Annotated in this window: 15 protein-coding genes; 7 read left to right on the top strand and 8 right to left on the bottom strand. The window is 72.2% G+C overall.

Annotated features, from left to right (window positions below; translation table 11 throughout):
• Positions 1–115 precede the first annotated feature (115 nt).
• Genes AB0F82_RS07150 through AB0F82_RS07160 form a run of 3 tightly spaced genes read left to right on the top strand, consistent with a single transcriptional unit; the run spans position 116 to position 4307 of the window.
• On the top strand, positions 116–1327 hold the full coding sequence (locus AB0F82_RS07150) for a glycosyltransferase family 4 protein (protein ID WP_356810702.1): 1212 nt from the start codon (positions 116–118) through the stop codon (positions 1325–1327).
• Entirely contained in the window at positions 1324–3078 is a 1755-nt protein-coding gene (locus AB0F82_RS07155) for a lipopolysaccharide biosynthesis protein (protein WP_362624756.1), read from the top strand. The genes AB0F82_RS07150 and AB0F82_RS07155 overlap by 4 nt, the downstream gene beginning before the upstream one ends.
• Positions 3075–4307 (top strand): hypothetical protein, encoded by a 1233-nt coding sequence (locus tag AB0F82_RS07160; RefSeq protein ID WP_362624758.1) that lies wholly within the window; start codon positions 3075–3077, stop codon positions 4305–4307. Before AB0F82_RS07155 ends, AB0F82_RS07160 begins: the two co-directional genes overlap by 4 nt.
• A gap of 151 nt (positions 4308–4458) precedes the next feature.
• Here AB0F82_RS07160 and AB0F82_RS07165 read toward each other — a convergent pair whose 3' ends face one another.
• Positions 4459–5982, bottom strand: a complete 1524-nt coding sequence (locus AB0F82_RS07165; protein WP_390076059.1) for a hypothetical protein — start codon at positions 5980–5982, stop codon at positions 4459–4461.
• 96 nt (positions 5983–6078) lie between these two features.
• Between AB0F82_RS07165 and AB0F82_RS07170 the strand changes: the two genes are divergently transcribed.
• Positions 6079–6618 (top strand): WcaF family extracellular polysaccharide biosynthesis acetyltransferase, encoded by a 540-nt coding sequence (locus tag AB0F82_RS07170; RefSeq protein ID WP_362624760.1) that lies wholly within the window; start codon positions 6079–6081, stop codon positions 6616–6618.
• Between the two features lie 8 nt (positions 6619–6626).
• Entirely contained in the window at positions 6627–7742 is a 1116-nt protein-coding gene (locus AB0F82_RS07175) for a glycosyltransferase (RefSeq protein WP_362624930.1), read from the top strand.
• 51 nt (positions 7743–7793) lie between these two features.
• On the opposite strand, the gene AB0F82_RS07180 is transcribed toward AB0F82_RS07175, so the two are convergent.
• From AB0F82_RS07180 to gmd, 4 genes are all read right to left on the bottom strand, one after another.
• A complete protein-coding gene (locus AB0F82_RS07180; protein ID WP_030026053.1) occupies positions 7794–8009 on the bottom strand; it encodes a DUF6458 family protein in 216 nt (71 codons plus the stop codon).
• A 131-nt stretch (positions 8010–8140) separates the two neighbouring features.
• Positions 8141–8815 (bottom strand): hypothetical protein, encoded by a 675-nt coding sequence (locus tag AB0F82_RS07185; RefSeq protein WP_356810653.1) that lies wholly within the window; start codon positions 8813–8815, stop codon positions 8141–8143.
• Positions 8816–8910: 95 nt separating this feature from the next.
• The gene (locus AB0F82_RS07190) at positions 8911–11580 is read right to left on the bottom strand and encodes a DNRLRE domain-containing protein (RefSeq protein ID WP_356810652.1); all 2670 of its coding nucleotides are present in this window, start codon (positions 11578–11580) and stop codon (positions 8911–8913) included.
• A 353-nt stretch (positions 11581–11933) separates the two neighbouring features.
• Positions 11934–12947, bottom strand: a complete 1014-nt coding sequence (gmd, locus tag AB0F82_RS07195) for a GDP-mannose 4,6-dehydratase (protein WP_356810651.1) — start codon at positions 12945–12947, stop codon at positions 11934–11936.
• A 378-nt stretch (positions 12948–13325) separates the two neighbouring features.
• Here gmd and AB0F82_RS07200 point away from each other — a divergent pair, with 378 nt between their 5' ends.
• Entirely contained in the window at positions 13326–14270 is a 945-nt protein-coding gene (locus AB0F82_RS07200; protein ID WP_356810650.1) for a GDP-L-fucose synthase family protein, read from the top strand.
• Between the two features lie 22 nt (positions 14271–14292).
• On the opposite strand, the gene AB0F82_RS07205 is transcribed toward AB0F82_RS07200, so the two are convergent.
• Positions 14293–15768, bottom strand: a complete 1476-nt coding sequence (locus AB0F82_RS07205; protein ID WP_362624763.1) for a sugar transferase — start codon at positions 15766–15768, stop codon at positions 14293–14295.
• A 381-nt stretch (positions 15769–16149) separates the two neighbouring features.
• On the opposite strand from AB0F82_RS07205, the gene AB0F82_RS07210 reads away from it, so the two are divergent.
• Positions 16150–18417, top strand: a complete 2268-nt coding sequence (locus tag AB0F82_RS07210; protein ID WP_356810648.1) for a M4 family metallopeptidase — start codon at positions 16150–16152, stop codon at positions 18415–18417.
• Between the two features lie 294 nt (positions 18418–18711).
• On the opposite strand, the gene AB0F82_RS07215 is transcribed toward AB0F82_RS07210, so the two are convergent.
• Positions 18712–18990 (bottom strand): hypothetical protein, encoded by a 279-nt coding sequence (locus AB0F82_RS07215; protein WP_362624766.1) that lies wholly within the window; start codon positions 18988–18990, stop codon positions 18712–18714.
• A gap of 602 nt (positions 18991–19592) precedes the next feature.
• A complete protein-coding gene (glgP, locus tag AB0F82_RS07220; RefSeq protein WP_362624768.1) occupies positions 19593–22229 on the bottom strand; it encodes an alpha-glucan family phosphorylase in 2637 nt (878 codons plus the stop codon).
• Positions 22230–22231: the final 2 nt, after the last annotated feature.

Consider the following 22231-nt stretch of genomic DNA (forward strand, 5'->3'; position numbering starts at 1 on the left):
GGATTAGCAGACAATAGCGTGCACGTTCCGCAGCACGCGGGTGAACGAATAGGGTGACGTGCGCATCATCCAGGGGAAGAGGGGACGCTCGGTGTCCAGATCCGGTCAGCGGCGCATGCTGCTGGTTTCCACCAATTACGCTCCGGAGCACGCGGGTATCGGCCCGTATGCCACGCAGATCGCGGAGCACTGGGCGGATCTCGGCCACGAGACACACGTCCTCGCCGGCATGCCGCACTACCCCGCGTGGTCGCTCGAACCGGAGTACAAGGGGGCGCTCCGGCGCACGGAGCAGCGCGCGGGAGTCACCGTGCACCGGCGTGCGCACACCGTGCCGCCGCGCCAGACCGCCGTGAAGCGGGCCCTGTTCGAAGGATCGATTCTCCTGCACGGCGCCGTGGCCCCGCCGCGGATGCCCAAGCCGGACGCGGTGCTCGCCCAGATGCCCAGCCTGGCGGGCGGAGTGCTCGCCGCCCGGCTCGCGGCACGCTGGAAGGTCCCCTACGTCCCGGTCGTCCAGGACCTCATGGGCGCCGCCGCCGCGCAGAGCGGGATCAGCGGCGGCGACAAGGCGGCCGCGATCGCCGGCCGCGCAGAGGCGTACGCCCTCAAGCGGGCCACCCTCGTCGGCGTCATCCACGAGACCTTCGTGGAGCGGGTCGTCGGCATGGGCGTGGACCCCGGCCGGATCCGCCTCGTCCCCAACTGGTCGCACGTGCCCAAGCCCACCAAGCCGCGCGGCGAGACCCGCCGCCACCTGGGCTGGGGCCCCGGCGAGACCGTCGTCCTGCACTCCGGGAACATGGGCCTCAAGCAGGGGCTCGAAGTCCTCGTGGGCGCCGCACGGCTGGACCCGAAGGTCCGTTTCGTCCTGATGGGCGACGGCAGTCAGCGCTCCGCGCTCGCCGACCTGTCCGCGGACGTGCCGAATCTGGACATCATCCCCCCTGCCGCTGACGGCGAGTTCCCGGATATCCTCGCGGCGGCGGACGTTCTCGCCGTCACACAGCACGCCGCCGTGCTGGACATGAGCGTCCCGTCGAAGCTCACCTCCTACTTCCAGACCGGCCGGCCCGTCGTCGCCTCAGTGGCTGCGGAGGGCGGGACCGCCCAGGAGGTGGAACGCTCGGGCGCAGGGGTGCTCGTACCGCCGGAGGACCCCGAGGCCCTGCTGAAGGCCGTGCGGGCCCTGGCGGAGGACCCCGAGGGCGCGGACGCACTGGGAGCGGCCGGACCCCGCCACGTGGCGGCGCACCTGAGCCGTGAAGCGGGCCTGGCCCGCATCGACGCACTGATGGACGAAGCACTTGGGGGAACCCGGCCGTGATCGAGACGAACCGCCCGGCAGCGGCACCGGCCGACGACGAACCCGACCTCCTGAGGGACCAGTTCCGCCAGCTCCTGCGCTACCGCAGGCTGATCGGCGCGGGCATCGGAGTCGGCCTGCTGGGCGGCGTCTACCTCGGCATATCCACCGCCGACACCTATGTCGCCACCGCCGACGTGGTGCTGCGCGCGCCCACCGACGACCCGTTCAACCCGAGCCTGGCCCCGGACAAGGCGATCAACATCGGCTCCGAGCGCCAGGTCGCGCTCAGCTCCTCCATCGCCAACGAGGCGGCGAAGAAGCTCGGGGTGTCCGCCAAGGACTTCGCCGCCCTGCGCTCCGGCCTGCAGGTGACCAACCCGCCGCAGACCATGGTGCTGCGCTTCACCTACACCGCGGACTCCCCCAAGGAAGCCGCCAAGCGCGCCAACGCGATGACCGAGGCGTACCTGCTCAAGCGGCAGGAGTCCCTCGACGCCACCCGCGACAAGATGGTCAAGGGCTACAAGGAGCAGCGCGACCCGATCGCCAAGCAGCTCGACGAGTTGTCCAAGGAGATCGCCCGGATGCCCGCCGGCGCCGGACGCGACGCCGCCAGCTCCGCCAAGACCGACCTGCAGAGCGAGGTCGGCGGCTACAACACCAAGATCACCAAGCTTGAGGCCCTGGACATGACCCCGGGCCGCGTCACCAGCGCCGCGACCGCGCCCACCGCGACCGACGGCCCCGGCATCCTCATGTCCCTGGCGCTCGGCGCGGCCGTGGGCCTCGCGCTCGGCCTGCTGGCCGCATGGGTCCGGCTGGTCTTCGACCCGGCGCCCCGCTCCGAGGGCGACGTGGCCCGGGCCCTGCGCGCTCCCGTACTGGGCTACCTGCCGCGGGACCGCACGGGCGGCGGGCCGCTGCTCGCCGCCGGCGAGGCCGACCCCCGGCTCGCCGAGGAGTACCGCTCCGTGGCCTTCCGCCTCGCCTACGACTCCCGCTTCGCCGACCGGCGCCGGCTCCTCGTCGTCGCGCCGCGCGGCAGCAGCGAGACCGCGGCCGCGGTGGCCGTGAACATGGCCGCCTCCTTCGCGGAGACCGGCAAGGACGTGCTGCTCATCGAGGCCGACCTGCGCACCCCGGTGCTGGCCAGCCAGCTGCCGACCGACGCCGGCGCCCGGCCCCGCTGGAGCCAGGGCCAGGGCGCCGCTCCCGCGCCCGGGCGGCACGCGGACTCCGAGTGGCCGGACGGACGCCAGCTCGTCGTGGACGCCGGGGAGTCCGGCTCCTTCGACCTCATCCCGGGCGACCGGGCGCGCAACGTGCCGCGCGCTCTGACCTCCGCCCGCGCCACCCGGCTGATCTCCGAGGCCGACGCCCCCAACTCCACCGTCGTCGTACTCGCACCGCCCGTGCTCTCCTACGCCGACGCCCTCGCCCTCGTCGACCGTGTCGACGGCGTCCTGGTCGTCTGCGACCCGCGCGCCATCCACCGCACCGACCTCATCCGGATCCGCGAACTCATCAGCGGCGCCGGCGGCACGGTGCTCGGCGCGGTGCTGCACGCGCCGCTGCCCGGCGAGAAGCGCGGCAAGGGCAAGGACAAGGACGGCCCGGCCGCCGCCGGCCCGGCGGCCCCCACGAAGCCGGGGAAGGCCGCGCCGCAGCCCCAGCCGATCCCGTACGAGGTGGCCGAGCCCGAGCAGCACATCCCGGGTGACGGCACCGACACCGTCGCGCTGCGCACCGTACGCATGGGCCGCAGATGAGCCGACGCGGCCTCGCCGCCGTCGCCTCGGTCCTGGACCAGGCTGCCTCCAGCGCCACCAACATCCTGGTGCTGGTGCTGGCCGCCCGGCTGTCCTCGGCCTCCGGGTTCGCCGACTTCTCGATGGTGTACGTGGCCTTCAGCGTGCTCCTCGGGCTGAACATGGCCTACGTCGGCCAGAGCCTGGTCCTGGAGAAGGGCGACGGGCTCGGTGCGGCCTGCCGCTCGGCGGCCGGCTTCACCTCGGCCGCCTCGGCCGCCGTGGGCGTGCTGCTCGCGGTGGTGGGCCTCGCGCTCCCCGGGGCCGTCGGGCGGGCCTTCCTCGCGCTGGGCCTCGTCCTGCCGCTGGTGCTCCTCCAGGACGGGCTGCGCTACTGCTTCTCCGCGCTGCGCGCCCCCGAGCGGGCGCTGGCCGCGGACGCCCTGCGGCTGGTGTGCGTGGTCGCCGCGCTGGCCCTGCAGCCCGAAGGGGCTTCGGCCGGGCGGCTGGTGCTGGTGTGGGGGCTGTCCGCGCTGCCCGCGCTGGCGGTGGGCCTGTGGCTGCTGCGGCCGTACGTCCGCGGCTCCCGCGCCGACCTGCGGCCGTACCTGCGGCGGGGTCACCTGGGGCAGCGGTTCGTGGTCGAGTTCGCGGTGGGCAACGGCTCCAGCCAGCTCGCCGTGCTGGGCCTCGGCGTCTTCGCGACGCCGCTGGCCGTCGGTGCGCTGCGGGGTGCGACCACCCTTTTCGGGCCGCTGAACGTGCTGTTCAACTCCGCGAACGCGTTCGGGCCGCCGGTGCTCGGGCGGCTCGGCGGCAAGCGGGCCACGGTGCGGGCGACGGCGGCGCTGGGCCTGGTGCTGGCGGCGGTGGGCGCGGGCTGGGCGACGGCCCTGTACCTGCTGCCGGACCGGTTGGGCCGGGAACTGCTGGGCGACACGTGGGCGGCCGCGTCCGCGCTGCTGCCGGCGACGGGTGCGCAGTACGCCGTGATGGGGCTCGGGACGTGTGCGCTGCTGACTCTGCGGGTGCTCGCCCCGAAGGCCACGCTGTCCCTGCAGGTGGTCTTCTCGCTGCTGTCGGTGGCCCTGCTGCTGGGGGGCTACGCGGTGTTCGGGGTGGCGGGCGCCGCGTGGGGCCTGGCGGCCGGCTCGGCCCTCAAGGCCCTGGCCGCCTGGTGGCGGGTCGCCCGCCTTCCGGTTGCCGGTGCCCGGCTGGACAGCGAGCCCCTGCCGGCCTCCGCGGCCTGACCGCTGCGCGGAGCCTCTCTCCCCGCCCCGCCCTTTCGCCGTTCCCCGGGCTCCGCCCGGACCCGCGCCTGAAACGCCGGCGAGGCTGGATGTGCCCCCGCCGGCTCCCATGCCGGGTCGGCGGGCCGGGTGTTGCAGCCTCGGTGCCGCGTCAGCGGAGGGTGGTGGACCTGTCCGTGCGGTGGGTCGCCACCAGCGCGAGGCAGAGGGCCGCGATCGCGACGCGCCCCGACGCCTGGAGCAGCGGCCCGCGCAGCAGGATGAAGGAGTAGCCCGCGACCAGCGGTACGACCACCGAGATCAGGCTGCCCGGTGGTGAACTCCGCGTGGCCCGTTTCGCGTAGCGCCGGTCGACGCGGGCCGAGGCGTACCCCATGCCCAGGAGCCCGGCTCCCATGCCCAGCGGCCCGAAGTCGAGCCACAGCTCCGCCCAGACCGGGGAGGACAGGTTGGTGTTGACCGTGCCCATCCACTGCCCGACCATCACGCCCGTGTCCCTCGGCTTGCCCTCCCAGACCGAGCGGGGCACCGCGAAGAAGATCGATCCGGCCAGCTGGCGGCCGTAGAAGTGGCCGGGGCCCGACTCCGAGAAGGTGATGGTGTTCGCGAACATGCCGATCTGGTCGTAGTCCTTGAGCGCCATCGGCTCCAGGAAGGACGTGGTCTCGACCGGCCGGTAGTTCTTCTCGTCGTACCGGAAGCGGTCCGCGAACGGGAAGATCAGGAGGGCGACGACCACGGCCATCGACAGCGCCACCCGGTACATCGCCGCGCTCACCGGGAAGACGGTGAACAGCAGCGCGAACATGACCGTCAGGAACCAGTACCGCGGGTTCGAGATCGGGTTGTTGACGATCAGGTTGAGGCCGGCGAGCGCCCCCCACGTGACGATGATCGACACCTTGCGGCGGGCGAACTTCGAGGTGATCAGCCAGCGCGTGTAGAGGAGCAGCGCGAGCAGGGCCGGCACGGTGCCGAAGCCGCGCAGCAGGGCCTGGCCGGCCTGGCCGTCGCCGTTGGAGACGCCCGCCTCCTCGATGCCGGCGATGATCTCCTGGCGGCTGGAGAAGAAGACCGCGGGGCCGCCCAGCTTCATGATGAAGGCGGCGCTGCACAGGAACGACAGGGCCGTCAGCACCTGGAGCCGGCGCCGGTGCGCCATGACGGGCCTGGACTCCTTCTGGGAGCCGCCCGCGCGCCCGGCCGGGCGGTGCCGTGCCAGTAGCACGCCCACGTCGAAGGCCGTGCAGCCGAGCAGCACCAGCCCGATGGCGACGGTCAGGTCGGAGCGCGGGCCGACGACCGGCGTCGGGACCTGGCCGAGGACGGCCTGCGCGAGGGGTGCCACGCCCATCGCCATGTAGACGAAGAGCCAGAAGGAGCCCTGTAGCAGCTTGCGGCGGCTGGTGAGCACCATCGCTGAGAGCCGGGCGCCCGCGTACATGGTGAGCAGCAGCTGCAGCCAGAAGGCCGCGTCGCGGGCGCCGGCGCCCGTCTGGACGGCGACGAACAGCGGCAGGAAGACGGTGAATCCGAGCGCGAGCGGTACGGACAGCGCACGGGAGAGCAGGGTGCGCGGCAGGGTTTCCCGGCCCCATATGCTCTCGTCCTCGAAGGGGGACGGGACGACCGGCCCGGCGGGTGGTGCGGAGGGCTTGCGTATGTCCGTCGTCACTGCCGCCCCCACCCGATGTGCCTGGTCCGCGCGCAGTCTAGTCTGAGCGGGCCGCGCCCGGGGAGGCCGTGGCCGAGAGCACGATGGGGGCTTCTTTTGCGTGATCTTCCTTCCTTCACGCTGGCCGGGTACGACAAGGGGCGCGGGCTGCTGACGCAGGCGCTCTGGTTCGCCGTGATGAACACGGTCTTCATGGCCTGGTTCTGCCCGGCCCGGCTGCGGGTCTCGCTGTTGCGGGCCTTCGGGGCGAAGATCGGTGAGGGCGTGCTGATCCGGCACAAGGTCCGGGTGCTGTGGCCGTGGAAGCTCACCGTCGGGGACCACGCCTGGATCGGCGAGGGCGTCTGGGTGCTGAACCTGGAGCCGGTGACCATCGGTTCGCACGTGTGCCTCTCGCAGGAGGCGATGCTGTGCACCGGCTCGCACGACCACCGGACCGCGGACTTCCGCTACCGCAACGCGCCGATCACCGTCGAGGACGGCGCCTGGGTGGCGGTACGGGCGACCGTGCTGGCCGGGGTGACCGTCGGCCGGTGCGCCGTCGCGGGCGCGGGGGCCGTCGTGCACAAGGACCTGCCCGAACTGACCCTGCAGACGCAGGACGGGCGGCGCCGCCCGGTGGAGGAACCCAAGTGAGTGCCGCCATGAGAGTCCTGCACGCCGTCACCCTGCACTCCCCCACGCACGCCTTCGGCGGGCCGGTGCGGGTCGCGCTGAACCTGGCGAAGGGGCTGCGGGCCCGCGGCCACGAGGCGCGGCTGCTCGCGCTGGGCGAAGGTTTCGACGAGTGGCCCACCTGCGTGGAGGGCGTACCGGCGAAGCTGTTCCCGGCCCGCCGGCTGCTGCCGCTCGGCTTCAGCGGGATGACCTCGCCGGCCCTGCTGGCCTCGGCGGGACGCCTGGTGCGCGACGCCGACGTGGTGCACGTCCACCTGGCGCGCGACCTGGTGACCCTGCCGGTGGCGCTGGCGGCCCTGCGCGCGGGCAAGCCGCTGGTGCTCCAGACCCACGGCATGGTGGACCCGAGCGAGAAGCTCCTGGCGAAGGCGCTGGACGCGGTGGCGGTACGCCGGCTGCTGCGCGGCGCGGACGCCGTGCTGTACCTGACCCCGCACGAGCGGGAGGGCCTGGACGCGGTGGTCGGCGCACCGCTGGCGAACACGGTCCGGCTGGTGAACGGGACCCCGGCGCAGGAGGAGCGGCCGGCGCCGGAGGGGGCGCCCCGCATCCTGTACTCCGCGCGCCTGCAGGCCCGTAAGCGGCCGGTGGACTTCGTGGACGCGGCCCCGGCGGTGCTGGCGGAGCACCCGGAGGCGCACTTCGTCGTCGCGGGCCCGGACGAGGGCGAACTGGGTGCCGTACGCGCCCGGATCGGGGCCCTGGGCCTCACGGACCGGTTCACGGTCCCAGGGGCGCTGTCCGGCGAGCAGGTGCTGGCGGAGCTGCGCCGGGCCCACGTCTACGTACTGCCCTCGGTGGACGAGCCGTTCCCGATGTCCGTCCTGGAGGCCCTCGCCGTGGGCGTCCCCTCGGTGGTGACGCACTCCAACGGCCTGGCGCGGGACATCGCGAGGGCCGGAGCGGGCCGCGCGGTCGACCCCGGACCGGCCGGGGTGGCAGCGGCGGTCCTGGAACTGCTGGACCCGCTCGCGGGCCGCGAGGCCTCGCTCGCGGCGCGGAAGCTGGCCGACGGCTCCTTCTCCATGGACGCGGTCCTGGACACGCTGCTGCCGGTGTACGGGGCCGCGCTGCGCGGGTGATGCGTCGCCGTCGGGCCCGCCGGCGGGCCCACCATCGGGCTCGCCCCCGGGTCAGATGACGTCCCGGCGGTGCTCCTCCACCACGGGGATCGCGCCCGCCGCCCGGCGCCGCTTGTAGATGCTGGTGTAGACGGCGAGGCCGATCCCGCCCACCGCCATCATGATCAGACCGACCAGGTCGAGGTTGACGCTCTCCATCTCCCAGTCGCTGGCGAAGGTGAGGATGGCGCCCACCACGATCAGGCCTATGCATCCGCCGATGCCCATGGGTCCGCCTTCCGGTGTGGTGACTGTGACCGCGCGGGTACCCGGGTATCGGCGACGAAAACGCCCCGCAGGGCCGGAAGTCCGGTCCTGCGGGGCGTTTTTCGCGCTTGCGGCGCTGCGCGGTGCGGGTGTTACGCGGGGATCCAGGCGTAGCAGCCGGAGGAGTTGAACTCCGCGGTGCCCGCCGGGATGGTGGCCGTGATCTTGTCGCCGGCCTTGGGCGGGGCCTCGGGGCCCGAGGCGAGGACCGAGCCGTCCTTGCCCTTGGCCTCCCAGGTGCAGTTCGTGGCCTGGGTCAGCGCCCGGTAGTTGCCCGCGGCGGGCGACTGCCGGGGGCCCTCGGGGAAGCCCTTCTCCGCCGCGGCGAGGATCGGCTTCTGGTCCGGGCACAGGTGGGTGATCGCGTCCTTGGCGCCGGCGATCTCGCCGGTGATGACGGCTCCCGTCGCCGCGTCCTTGTCGCGCTTGGCCGTGCGCGCCACCCGCTGACAGGCCTCCTGGCCGGTCTGCAGGACGGCCGCCGGGTCCATCTTCTCCGGGACGCGCCCGCTCAGGTACTTCTTCTCCTCCGCCGTGAAGCTGCCCGTCTTCGGGGTGAGCTTGGCGTCGGGCAGGACCGGGCCGGTCGGCTTGGCGTCGGCGGCGGGCGCCGACGGGGCCGGGGTGTCCGCCGGGTCGGGGGCCGCCGACGAGGCCGGGGGCTTCGCCTTGGCATCGGCGTCGGCGTCGTCTCCGCCCGAACTGCAGGCGGTCAGCGTCAGGGCGGCGGCGAGCAGAACGGCGGCCGCTGCGGAGCGTCGGTACATCGGATGGCTCCCGTACTCAAAAGGATCTGCACAGGAATGCGGGGCCCGGCCACGCAGCCGGGCCCCGCATCCGTCAGGCGGTTGCTTCGGTGGTACTACTTCGCGCCGAAGGTGAGGACCAGCTGCGGAGTGCCCTCCGCGGCCGTGGACTCCGAGGACCAGATCCACAGCGGGTCGGTGCCGCTGCTCGTCAGGCCCAGGCTGTAGCTGCTGCCCAGCACCGCGGTGACCGCGGCGGTGTCCAGCCCGACGTTGTGCACCGCCGAGCCCTCCGGTACGCCCGCGATGGTGCCGAGCGGGGTGGTACCGAGGGTGGGCTTGGTGTTGAACGACGTGCTCGCGCCGCTCCAGTTGCCGGTGACCGGGACCACGGAGACGGTGTCGGCGGTGCCGGCACTGGCCTGGGTGCTGGTCTTGAACTGCAGCGAGGCGGACTTCAGGACCTGGCCGGCCGGGGCGGCCGGCAGGTCGAAGCGCATGTACGCCTGGTACAGCGAGCCGCTGCCGCGCACGGCCAGCGAGGTGGCGGTGCCGTAGGCGGTGCTCGGGGCGCCCTGGTTGATGTAGGTGTCCTCGGTCGTCTTGACCGTGGAGACCGTGTCGGTGGGGGCCTTGGCCAGGTCGAAGTGGTTCTTGACCTGGGCCTGGGTGAGCGTCGTCGGGTACACGGCGGTCTCGTCGAGCTGACCGGCGAAGAAGTTGCTCGTCGGGCGGGTCGGCCAACCGGAGAGGTTGTCACCGCCGGCGTGCCAGTAGCCCGCGTAGGCGCTGTTGCTGGTCGCGTTCAGCGAGCCCTTGCTCTGGCCGTCGACGTACAGCGTGATGCCGCCGGGGCCCTGGGTGCCGACCACGTGGTGCCACTTGTTGTCGTTGTACGTCTCGAACAGGCCGGTGGAGACCGTCCGGGTCGAGCCGTTGTAGACGCCGAACACCAGGCGACCGGTGTTGGTCATGTAGATGTGGCGGTCGTTCGACCCGCTGCTGCGCGTGGTGTTGTTGCCGAATCCGATCAGCTTGCCGCCGCGCGTGGTGTTGGTCTTGAACCAGGTCTCGATGGTGAAGGTGTTGCCGACCGACTGGCGGCGGTCGCTGTGCACCTGCTGGCTGGTCCCGTTGAAGCCCATCGCCGTGCTGCCGGGGACGGCGCCGGGCGACTGCTTCAGGGCGGGGGCGTTGACCTGGACGCCGCTGCGGTTGCCGGACACCGAGGAGTCGGCGGTGTACGGGGTGACCGCGTCGTCGTAGCGCCAGTACAGCTCGGCGCCGTCGGTGCGGACCTGGTTCGGGTAGGGCTGGACCGCGGTCGGGACGGTCACCGAGGTGGTGGCCGACAGGGCGCTGGTGTTGCCCGCGGCGTCGGTCGCGGTCACCCGGTATGTGTACGACTGTCCGGCCTTGACCGTGGTGTCGTTCCAGGAGGCCTGCGGGCGCTCCCACTCCAGCGAGCTCGCGGTGACGGTGGCGGCCGGGGTGGCCGAGCCGTTGCGGTAGATGCGGTACGTCAGCTTGCTGTCGTCCGCGTCGTAGCTGGTGCGCCAGCGGACCTGGACCTCGCCGGGCTTGACGCTGGAGGCGCTGGCGACCGGGGTGGTCGGGGCTCCGACGTCGCCGGTGGAGGCGAAGCGGGTCAGACCCTGCTGGGCCTTGCCGTTGATGAGGGTGAACTCACCGCCGACCCACATGTACTTGACGTCGTTCTTCTCGGCCACGGCCATGACGCGCGGGCCGATGCCCTCGCCGAGACCGTCGTTGGCCGTGGGGTGCCAGCCGAGCTTGGCCGGGCCGCGGACGAAACCGTCCACGGGCGCGGGGGCGGCGCCTTCGTGGTTGGTCGGCTGGGCCAGCAGGAAGTGCCGCTTGCCGTCGGGGAACTCCAGCTCGGTGGAGCAGTCGTGCGCGTGCGAGGAGCTGTAGAGGACGCCCTCGTAGGGCAGGACGAACTGGGTGGCGCCGAGGCAGCGGTCGCGCCACTTCTCGGTGAAGTCGCTCAGGCGCAGGCCGATGCGACCGTCGAAGACACCGCCGCCGGAGCCCTCGTGGCCCGTGTAGAAGCCGGTGCCGTCGGTGGAGATGTCCTTGACGACCGAGTTCGACGGGATGTTGGTGTAGGTCTTCTTCACGGCGCCGGACGCGGCGTCCACGACGGCCAGCGCGTGGCTGTTGGCGTTGTTGACCGTGAAGAAGTCGCCGCCGAGCAGCACGTTCTTGCCGTCGGGGGTGACCTCGACCGCCCGGCCCGGCTCGTCGACGTTGGCGACGAAGGGCTTGAGCGCACCGGAGGACGCGTCCACGGCGGCGAACCGCTCGCGGGTCTGGCCCTCGACGGTGGTGAAGTCACCGGCCGCGTACAGGGTGTCGTCCGTGACCGCGAGTCCGCGCACGGTGGCGGGGAAGCCCGGGTGGAACGCTGCCTTGGGGGTGCAGCTCGCGATGTCGATGGCCGCGAGGCTGGAGACCGGGGTCCCGTTGACGGCGCCGAAGTAGCCGCCCGCGTAGAGGGTCTTCTGATCCTTCGAGACGACCAGCGTGCGCACCGTCGCGGTGCCTTCGCCGATGGTGAAGGCCAGCTTGCAGGAGGTGGGGTTGCCCGTCGCGGCGTCGAGCGCAACGAAGTTCACGGCCTCCCGCTCGGCGCCCGCCACGCCCTCGGGCGGGCGGACGGCGGAGAAGGTGCCGCCGGCGAAGACGGTGCCATTGGCCTGGGCCATCGCCCAGACGATGCCGTCCGGCTGCCAGGTCGGCAGCTCGTCGGCGGTGAATGCCACTGGTGCCGTGATGGCGGACGCCTGCGGCATCAACACCAGGCCTATACCGGTACCCGCACCGGCCAGTGACAGTACGAGGGCGGCAGTCAGCCCTCTGGATCTACGCATGAGCCCCCCAGGGCAATCGCCCGGTTTGATGGCTGGAACTATCCGAACAGCCATATGTATCTGGCGCAGACTAGGGCTCACGCGGGGGCCTGGTCACCTCCCTTGACCCATTGCATACCAACTTGGAATCAAAGGTTCAGCATGGAGGGTGCACTAGGGACATACGGCACGTTTGCCCCGGTCACGCTGGCGCAGAACCGCCTGCATGACCGGAACACGGCAAATCGTAGGGGAAATATAAGGCCTCAGCGATCGATACGGACGGTCGCGCCCGCCAGTTGGTCCTCGACCTGGCGGATGTCGGCGTCGACCATGATCCGCGCCAATTCGGCCACCAGGACGGACGGCTTCCAGCCGAGCAGGTCATGGGCCTTGGAGGCGTCGCCGATGAGGGCGTCGACCTCGCTGGGGCGCTCGTACTTGGCGTCGTACCGCACGTGCTCGGTCCAGTCGAGACCGGCGTGCGAGAAGGACGACTCGACGAACTCGCGCACGGTCGCGGCCACTCCGGTGGCGACGACGTAGTCGGTGGGCTCGTCCTGCTGGAGCATCCGCCACATGGCGTCGACGTACTCGGGGGCGTAGCCCCAGTCGCGCACCGCGTCGAGGTTGCCGAGGTAGAGGTGGTCCTGCAGACCGGCCTTGATGCGGGCGACCGCGCGGGTGATCTTGCGGGTCACGAAGGTCTCGCCGCGTCGGGGGGACTCGTGGTTGAAGAGGATCCCGTTGACGGCGAACATGTCGTAGGCCTCGCGGTAGTTCACCGTGGTCCAGTACGCGAAGACCTTGGCGGCGCCGTACGGGCTGCGCGGGTGGAACGGGGTCTGCTCGTTCTGCGGCGGCGGGGTGGAGCCGAACATCTCGGAGGACGAGGCCTGGTAGATGCGGGTGTCGACACCGCTGGCCCGGATGGCCTCCAGCAGCCGCAGCGCGCCGAGGCCGGTCACGTCGCCCGTGTAGAGCGGGGCGTCGAAGGAGACGCGGACGTGGGACTGCGCGCCGAGGTTGTAGACCTCGTCGGGGCGTATGTCGCGGAGCAGGTTCACGAGCGCGACGCCGTCGGAGAGGTCGGCGTGGTGCAGGACGAAGGACCGGTTGGCCGTCTGCGGGTCCTGGTAGATGTGGTCGACCCGCTCCGTGTTGAAGCTGGAGGACCGCCGCACGAGACCGTGCACCGTGTAGCCCTTGGAGAGCAGGAGCTCGGCGAGGTACGAGCCGTCCTGTCCGGTGACTCCGGTGATCAGTGCGGTCTTGCCCATGGGGTCCCCTTGCTGGTGGTTGCTGTGTGTCGTGGTGAGGCGTTGCCTCGGGGTGGGTGTGGAGCGGGCCCTGCGGGGCGGCGCGCCGAGCGGTCGGGCCGCGGCCAGGCGGCTGGATGCGTACCGTACACGCCGGTCGGTGGGCACCCCCTGCGGGGCGCCCGCCGTCTGGTGGTCCTGACGTCGGCCGGCACGCTGCCGGTTCCTGAAGCCGACCGCACCGGCCGCGCCCGGAACGGCAGCCGGGCCGTACGCGGCCGGGAGCGAACCGCCGCCCGGGGCCGTGAGGTCCGCCGGGGCCGGGGCCGCTGCGGGGGCGCGGTCCCGGGCCGTGGACCACTGCCGCCCCCGCAGGAGCGGACTGGCATCATCGGCGGTATGACAAGTTCGCTGCCGCTCCTGCCCCCGAACGCCCGCGTCTTCGTCGCGGGCCACCGCGGCCTCGTGGGGTCCGCGGTCGCCCGCCGGCTCACCGCCGACGGCCATGAGGTGCTCACCCGGGGCCGTGCCGACCTCGACCTGCGCGACGCCGCGGCCACCGGGGCGTACCTGAAGGACGTCCGCCCCGACGCCGTCGTGCTGGCCGCCGCCAAGGTGGGCGGGATCATGGCCAACAGCACCTACCCGGTGCAGTTCCTGGAGGAGAACCTGCAGATCCAGCTCAGCGTGATCGCCGGCGCCCACGCCGCCGGCGTGGGCCGGCTGCTGTTCCTCGGTTCGTCCTGCATCTACCCGAAGCTGGCGCCGCAGCCGATCCATGAGGACGCCCTGCTGACCGGCCCGCTGGAGCCGACCAACGAGGCCTACGCCCTCGCGAAGATCGCCGGCATCGTCCAGGTCCAGTCGTACCGCAAGCAGTACGGGGCCTCGTACATCTCGGCCATGCCGACGAACCTCTACGGGCCGGGCGACAACTTCGACCTGGAGTCCTCGCACGTCCTGCCCGCCCTCGTCCGGCGCTTCCACGAGGCCGCCGCCGAGGGCCGCGAGGAGGTCACCCTGTGGGGCTCCGGCACCCCGCGGCGGGAGTTCCTGCACGTGGACGACCTGGCCGCGGCCTGCGCCGTGCTGCTGAACAGCTATGACGGCGACGAGCCGGTCAACATCGGCTGCGGCGAGGACCTGACGATCCGCGAGCTGGCCGAGACGGTCGCCGAAGTGACCGGCTTCCGGGGCCGGCTCGCCTGGGACACCTCCAAGCCCGACGGAACACCGCGCAAGCTGCTGGACGTCGGCCGCCTGACCGCGCTCGGCTGGAAGCCCGGCATCCCGCTGCGGGACGGCATCGCCTCCACGTACCGGTGGTGGCGCGAGCAGAGCTGATCGCACAGGCGGCCTCGGCCCCTCAGTAGGCTCCGCGACCGTCGACGACGGCGCGGAGCGTACGGCCCATCACGTCGACGTCACTGGTGAAGGACCAGTTGTCGACGTACTGCAGGTCCAGCTGGATCGTCTCGTCCCACGACAGGTCCGACCTGCCGCTGATCTGCCACAGCCCCGTCATCCCGGGCCGCACGGTGAGCCGCCGCAGCTCGACCTCGTCGTACTGGGCCACCTCGTCCGGGAGCGGCGGGCGCGGGCCGACCAGCGACATGTCGCCGATGAGCACGTTGACCAACTGCGGCAGCTCGTCCAGGGAGGTGCGGCGCAGGAGCCGGCCCACCCGGGTGACCCGGGGGTCGCGCCGCATCTTGAACATCAGGCCGTCGTTCTCGTTGGCCCCGGCCAACTCGGCCTTGCGGGCGTCTGCGTCCACCACCATCGTGCGGAACTTCCACATGACGAAGGGGACCCCGTCGCGGCCGATGCGCCGCTGGCGGTAGAAGGCGGGGCCTGGCGAGCCGAAGCGGATGGCGAGCACGAGCCCGAGGAAGAGCGGGGAGAGCAGCAGCAGTCCGGCCGCGGCGCCCACCCGGTCCAGGGCGGACTTCAGCAGCGTCTGCACACCGCGGCTGACCGGCGGCGCGACGCGGAGCACGGCGAGCCCGCCGGCGGACAGGGTCTCCAGCCGCTTGACGGAGACCTCCACCAGGCCGGGGAAGATGGCGAGCTCCAGTCCCGCGTCGTGCAGGGCCCAGGCGACGCGGCGCAGCCGCTCCCCCGTGATCCGCACGCCGGGGGCCACCAGCACCAGGTCGGCGTGGTGGCTGAGGACCGCGCCGAGCACGGCGGCGGAGTCGACGCCGGGGGCCTCGGGGGTGTCGGCGTCGAGCCGTGCCGCCACGGGGACCCCGCTGGCGAGCGGGCCGGTGCCGACGGGGACGACGCCGACGACCACATACGGGTGGTCGGTGCGGGCGGCGAGGTGCGCGATGACGTCTTCGGCCGCGTCGGGCTCCCCTATGACGAGGACGCGGCTCACGGCCTGGGCCTCGCGGCGGGCGGCCGAGAGGTGACGGTAGGTCAGCTTGTGGCAGGCGACCGTGATCAGCAGGGCGGGCAGCAGGGCGCCGAGGGCGGACAGCCGGGGCGTGTCCTCCTCCGTCACCACGCGCGCCACGGCCAGGACACCGATCAGAATCAGCCAGTCATGGAGGACCGGCAGCACTCCGCGGGACTCTCCGAGTGCCCGCGTGGCGTAACGGCGGCGCAGCGCCTGTATGCCGGTCCACGCCACGGCGGCGGCCAGCGCGCAGTAGACGGGTCGGACCTGCTGAGCGGCGTCGAAGACGAGTCCGACGGGGACGGCTGCGCCGAAGAAGTCGGCGGCCACCGCGGCCGGACGGTACCACCGGGCCTTGTCCCCGAGGCGTCGTACGGGCGCCAGTGACTCATGGGCCGCCCTGGCCACTCTTTGCGCAGGAAAATGAACATGCCTCATGGGCCCCCCTGGCACGTGGTCTATGACATTGGCAAGTGTCCATGGCTTCCCCTGGCAACGGACATCGCCGCACCGGCAAACAGTACGACAAACACCCGTACGGTAAATGCCGTTTCGGTCAACCCAGCCTCTTGTTGCGCAAGTGTTAGCAACCGGTAGCTGACGTTCCGAATCCTGTACGCCGCGCGACGCACACGAAGGTGAATGGTCCGGATATCGGATACGCATCTTCGGACAACGAACCGTTTCCGGCCAACCTTTTGACGCGGCCCTGACATTCAACGCGCCAAGTGGCAATCTTCGACCGTTCATCGCACCGCACCTGCTCTGCCCGGAGGCCCACCCAGCCATCCGGAACCCCCCTTGCAGAAGGAGTCTGCGTTGAGGTCCACCCCCCAGAGGCGTGCCACCGCGGCGGGCGCGCTCGTTGCCGCGGCAGCCCTGCTCGCCGTAGGTATACAGACCGGAACCGCCACCGCCGACGCCACCGCGTCACAGGCACCCAAGGCCGCCCAGTCCAATCCGGGCGCGGCCAACCGCGTACTCAGCGCATCGGAGCGTGCGACGCTCCTCGCCGAAGCCAACTCGACCACCGCGCAGGCCGCCAAGGCGCTCGGCCTCGGCAGTGGCGAGAAGCTCGTCGTCCGCGATGTCGTCCAGGATGCGGACGGCACCACGCACACCACGTACGAGCGGACCTACGACGGTCTGCCCGTGCTCGGTGGCGACCTCACCGTTCACGCCAAGAACGGCGTCACCAAGAGTGTGACGAAGGCGACCAACCACGAGATCAAGGTCGCGACCACCGAGGCCTCGGTCACCCCGGCTGCCGCCGAGAGCCAGGCTGTCGCCGCCGCCGGCGCCGAGGGCTCCAAGGAGGCCAAACCCTCCAAGAACGCCCGCAAGGTGATCTGGGCGGCCGAGGGCGCTCCGGTGCTCGCGTTCGAGACGGTCGTCGGCGGCCTCCAGCACGACGGCACGCCGAACGAGCTGCACGTGGTGACCGACGCCAGGACCGGCGCCAAGATCACCGAATGGCAGGCCGTCGAGACCGGCACCGGCAACACGATGTACAGCGGCCAGGTGACCCTCGGCACCACGCAGTCGGGCAGCACCTGGAACCTGACCGACGCGGCGCGAGGCAACCACAAGACGTACAACCTCAACCGCGGTACGTCCGGCACCGGCACGCTGTTCTCCGGCCCGGACGACACCTGGGGCAACGGCCTGCCCTCCAACCTGGAAACGGCCGGCGCGGACGCCCACTACGGCGCCGCGGTCACGTGGGACTACTACAAGAACGTGCACGGCCGCAACGGCCTGCGCAACGACGGCGTGGCCCCGTACACCCGCGTCCACTACGGCAACGCGTACGTCAACGCCTTCTGGCAGGACTCCTGCTTCTGCATGACCTACGGCGACGGCGAGGGCAACAACAAGCCCCTCACTTCCACCGACGTGGCCGCGCACGAGATGACCCACGGCCTGACCTCGGTCACCGGCAACATGACCTACAGCGGTGAGCCCGGCGGCCTGAACGAGGCGACCTCCGACATCTTCGCGGCGGCGGTCGAGTTCTACGCCAACAACCCGCAGGACGTCGGCGACTACCTGGTCGGCGAGAAGATCGACATCCGCGGCAACGGCACCCCGCTGCGCTACATGGACAAGCCGAGCAAGGACGGCTCGTCCAAGGACGCCTGGTACTCGGGCATCGGCTCGATCGACGTCCACTACTCCTCGGGCCCGGCCAACCACTGGTACTACCTGGCCTCCGAGGGCTCCGGCGCCAAGGTCGTCAACGGCGTGAGCTACGACTCGCCGACCTCCGACGGTCTGCCCGTCACAGCGATCGGCCGCGACGCCGCCTCGAAGATCTGGTTCCGCGCGCTGACCACCGGTCTGTTCAAGTCGAACACCAACTACGCGGCCGCCCGTACGGCGACCCTGCAGGCGGCGGCCGACCTGTACGGCGCAGGCTCGACCACCTACAACAACGCGGCGAACGCCTGGGCGGCCATCAACGTCGGCCCGCGCATCGTGAGCGGCGTCTCGGTCACCCCGATCGCCAACCAGAACACCCAGGTCAACACCGCCGTGAGCCTGCAGGTCCAGGCCACGAGCACCAACCCGGGTGCGCTGAGCTACGCGGCGACCGGCCTGCCGGCCGGCCTGTCGATCAACTCCTCGACCGGTCTGATCTCCGGTACGGCCACCACCGCGGGCACGTCCAACGTGACCGTCACCGTGACCGACTCGCAGGGCAAGACCGGCACGGCGTCCTTCACCTGGACCGTCGGCACCGGCCAGCAGAACGTCTTCGAGAACACGGCCGACTACCAGATCACGGACAACGCCACGGTCGAGTCCCCGATCAACGTCACCCGCACCGGCAACGCCCCGAGCACGCTGAAGGTGGACGTGAACATCGTCCACACCTACGTCGGTGACCTCGTGGTCGACCTGGTCGCCCCGGACGGCAGCGTCTACAACCTGCGCAACCGCAGCGGCGGCAGCGCGGACAACATCGTCCAGACCTTCACCGTGAACGCCTCCACCGAGGTCGCCAACGGCACCTGGAAGCTCCGCGTCCGCGACGCTGCCAGCCTGGACACCGGCTACATCAACAGCTGGAAGCTCACCTTCTGACCCCGTCGGGGTAGCGTGAGCCACAGCCGCACGGATAGATAGACACGGGGCCGCCCGGGAGAAGACCTCCCCGGGCGGCCCTGTCCCATTGCCCCTCCCCCGCGGGACGTTCCTGCGCACGGGCGGGGACCTTCGGCGCCGCGTGGAGCCGCCGCTGGTGGATCCGCAAGGACCTGTCGTCCCTGTCGGCGCTCTCGCCGGACGGGTCGTCCTGGACGGCGGCGGACGTCGTACGGTGGCTCGCGCCGGGGGCCCGGACGGCGCGGCGGGACTGACGGCGGCAGGTGCTGCCGGTCAGCCGACGGCCCGGAGGACCATCGCGACGAAGTCCTCCTCCGATGCGTCCGCCTCTTCCACTTCCTCCACCTCTTCCGCGTCGCCCTGGTCGCCGCGGCCCTGGCCCTGCCCGCCGTCGCCCCAGTCGCCGCGGCCCTCCTCCTGGTCCGCGCCGTCGCTCCCGTTGCCGCGGCCCTCCTCCTGGTCGCCGCCGTCGTTCCCGTCACCGCGGCCGGGGCCCTGACCGGCTTCGTCCGCCGGCTCGAAGAAGGCCGCCACGACCTCCACGTCCGACACCGACCCGTCCGGCCCCAGCGTCGCGACGGCTCTGCCGCCGCAGCCGGGGTTGTCGAACAGCAGGGCCCGCGAGCGCGTCCGGTTGGTGACCTCGACGGCGGGCTCGCGCGGCGGGACGTGCCCGTGAGCAGGTAGCAGGTGCCGTCGTCCGCGGGCCGGATCCGGCCCTGCCGCTCGCGGCCGGAGTCGTCGAAGTACCGGTACGACAGCGTGCCGAGGCGGTCACCGTGGTCGTCGGCGGGTGCTGGGCCGGCGGTCGGCAGGGCGAGCGCGAGGGCGCTGGCGAACACGGCGGCGGTGGTGCCAAGACGCATGGGGGAGAGTCCGTTCCTCGGGTTCCTCGGGTTCCGCGGATGCCGGATCCGGTGGCATCCGCGGGCAGCGTAGGAGCGGGGAAGGGCGCCGAAACGATTCGGCATACCGGGCGCGTACGCAGGTTCACCCAGGAGGTCCCCCGTCGTGCACACCTCTCCGAGGCGGCGGGCGGCGGACGGCGGACAGCGAGCGGCGAGCCCGCGGGCGGCGAGCGGCGAGCCCGCGGGCGGCGAGCGGCGAGCCCGCGGGCGGCGGATGGACCCGCCGCCCGCGCGCTCGGCCCCTGGCTAGCGCAGCAGTACCCCGCCGCCGTTGTCCGTGTCCGCGGGGGCCGCGACCAGCCCCAGTTCGGCCGGGGTCGCCAGCAGCGGATGCGTCGGCAGGATGCGGACGGTGTAGCCGAAGGCCCCGGTGCGGTCGAGGGCGAGCGGCCCCTCGTACACCCAGCGGCCCTCCATGTCGGGACCGGCGGCCGGCTTGAGCGGGAAGGTCCGCCCGTCCCGGATCACGTCCTGCGGGTCCACCCGGCCCGCGACCGCCTGCACCTCCACGTCCTCGGGCGCGAGCGATTCCAGGGACACCTGCACCCGCAGGGTGAGGGTGGACCCCAGCTGGGCGGTGCCGTTCACGGGAGCCGCGGCCAGCGCCTCCACGTGCTCGACGCCGACCCGCGGCCACGCCGCCCGGACCCGGCCCTTCCACCAGGCGAGGTCCCGCGCTGCGTCGGCGGTGAGGGCGCGGTGGGCGAGCGCGGCCGGCGCGTACAGCCGCTCCACGTACTCGCGCACCATCCGTCCTGCGAGCACCTTCGGCCCCAGTGACACGAGCGTGCGCCGGACCATCTCGATCCACCGCACCGGGAGCCCGGCGCGCCCGGCCCGGTCGTAGAAGCGGGGTGCGACCCGGCCCTCGATCAACTCGTAGAGGGCGCTCGCCTCCAGGTGGTCCCGGCGGTCCTCGTCCGCGCCGAGCCCGTCGGCGGTCGGGATGGCCCAGCCGAAGTCCGGCTCGAACCACTCGTCCCACCACCCGTCCAGCACGGACAGGTTGAGACAGCCGTTCAGCGCGGCCTTCATCCCGCTCGTACCGCACGCCTCCAGCGGGCGCAGCGGGTTGTTCAGCCAGACGTCACAGCCCGGGTAGAGCTTCTGCGCCATGGCCATGCCGTAGTCGGGCAGGAAGACGATCCGGTGGCGCACCCGCGGGTCGTCCGCGAAGCGCACCAGCTCCTGCACGAGCCGCTTCCCGCCGTCGTCGGCCGGGTGCGCCTTGCCCGCCACGACGATCTGCACGGGCCGCTCCGGGTCCAGCAGCAGCCTGCGCAGCCGGTCCGGGTCGCGCAGCATCAGTGTCAGCCGCTTGTACGAGGGGACGCGCCGGGCGAAGCCGATGGTCAGCACGTCGGGGTCGAGTACGGAGTCCACCCAGCCCAGTTCGGCGGCGGCGGCCCCGCGCTGGAGCCACGAGGCCCGCAGCCGGTCCCGTACCTCCTGCACCAGCTGCTCGCGGAGCACCCGGCGCAGGTCCCATACGTCTTGGTCGGGGATGTCGGCGACCGCGTCCCAGCGCCGGGAGCCGCCGACCGACAGGGCGTCCTCGGTGCGGCCGGCACCGATCTGGCGGGCGCCGAGCCGGACGACCTCGGGGGCGACCCAGGTCGGGGCGTGGACGCCGTTGGTCACGGAGGTGATGGGCACGTCGGCCGGGTCGAAGCCGGGCCACAGGCCGGCGAACATCTCCCGGCTGACCGCGCCGTGCAGGGTGGACACGCCGTTGGCCCGCTGGGCCAGCCGCAGCCCCATCACCGCCATGTTGAACACCCCGGGGTCGCCGCCGGGGAAGGACTCGGCGCCCAGTTCCAGGATCCGCTCGACCGGTACCCCGGCCAGCTCCCCGCCCTCGCCGAAGTGCCGGGCGACCAGACTCCGCTCGAAGCGGTCGATCCCGGCCGGGACGGGGGTGTGCGTGGTGAACACGGTCCCGGCGCGCACCGCCTCGACGGCGGCGTCGAAGCCGAGGCCCTGCTCCCGCTCCAGTTCCCTTATGCGCTCCAGCCCCAGGAAGCCGGCGTGGCCCTCGTTGGTGTGGAAGACCTCGGGCTCGGGGTGGCCGGTGATCCCGCAGTACGCGCGGACCGCGCGCACCCCGCCGATGCCGAGCAGCATCTCCTGGAGGAGCCGGTGGTCGCTGCCGCCGCCGTAGAGCCGGTCGGTCACCTCGCGGGCGGCGGCGTCGTTGTCCTCGACGTCGGAGTCCAGGAGCAGCAGGGGTACGCGCCCGACGCGCGCCTGCCAGACGTGGGCGTGCAGGGCGCGGCCGCCGGGCAGGGTCAGCGAGATGCGGGCGGGGGTGCCGTCGTCCTGGCGGAGCAGGCCGAGCGGGAGTTCGTTGGGGTCGAGGACGGGATAGTGCTCCTGCTGCCAGCCGTCGCGGGAGAGCGACTGGCGGAAGTAGCCGTGCCGGTAGAGGAGTCCCACGCCGATGAGCGGGACTCCGAGGTCGCTGGCGGCCTTCAGGTGGTCCCCGGCGAGGATGCCGAGGCCGCCGGAGTACTGGGGCAGGGCGGCGGTGATCCCGAATTCGGGGGAGAAGTAGGCGATGGCGGCAGGCAGTTCCCCGCCGTTCTCCCGGCTCTGGTACCACCTCCCGCCGTTCACGTAGTCATCGAGGTCGGCGGCGGCGACGGCGAGGCGCCGCAGGAAGCGGCGGTCTCCGGCCAGTTCCTCAAGCCTGGCGGCGGAGACCGTGCCGAGCAGCCGGACGGGATCTCCGCCGGCGGCCTGCCAGCCCTCGGGGTCGACGGATTGGAAGAGTTCGCGGGTCTCGGTATGCCACGACCAGCGCAGGTTGCGCGCGAGATCGGTGAGCGGCAGCAGAGACTCCGGGAGGACGGGGCGCACGGTGAATCGACGGATAGCCTTCACAC

This window comes from Streptomyces virginiae, from assembly GCF_040638905.1.
GTDB lineage: Bacteria > Actinomycetota > Actinomycetes > Streptomycetales > Streptomycetaceae > Streptomyces > Streptomyces virginiae_B.

Bases quoted from the DNA above. Each gene is read 5' to 3' on its own strand.
- gmd (WP_356810651.1), bottom strand. From the start codon at position 12,947: ATGGGCAAGACCGCACTGATCACCGGAGTCACCGGACAGGACGGCTCG.
- AB0F82_RS07200 (WP_356810650.1), top strand. From the start codon at position 13,326: ATGACAAGTTCGCTGCCGCTCCTGCCCCCGAACGCCCGCGTCTTCGTC.
- AB0F82_RS07180 (WP_030026053.1), bottom strand. From the start codon at position 8,009: ATGGGCATCGGCGGATGCATAGGCCTGATCGTGGTGGGCGCCATCCTC.
- AB0F82_RS07160 (WP_362624758.1), top strand. From the start codon at position 3,075: ATGAGCCGACGCGGCCTCGCCGCCGTCGCCTCGGTCCTGGACCAGGCT.
- AB0F82_RS07205 (WP_362624763.1), bottom strand. From the start codon at position 15,768: ATGAGGCATGTTCATTTTCCTGCGCAAAGAGTGGCCAGGGCGGCCCAT.
- AB0F82_RS07175 (WP_362624930.1), top strand. From the start codon at position 6,627: ATGAGAGTCCTGCACGCCGTCACCCTGCACTCCCCCACGCACGCCTTC.
- AB0F82_RS07150 (WP_356810702.1), top strand. From the start codon at position 116: ATGCTGCTGGTTTCCACCAATTACGCTCCGGAGCACGCGGGTATCGGC.
- AB0F82_RS07185 (WP_356810653.1), bottom strand. From the start codon at position 8,815: ATGTACCGACGCTCCGCAGCGGCCGCCGTTCTGCTCGCCGCCGCCCTG.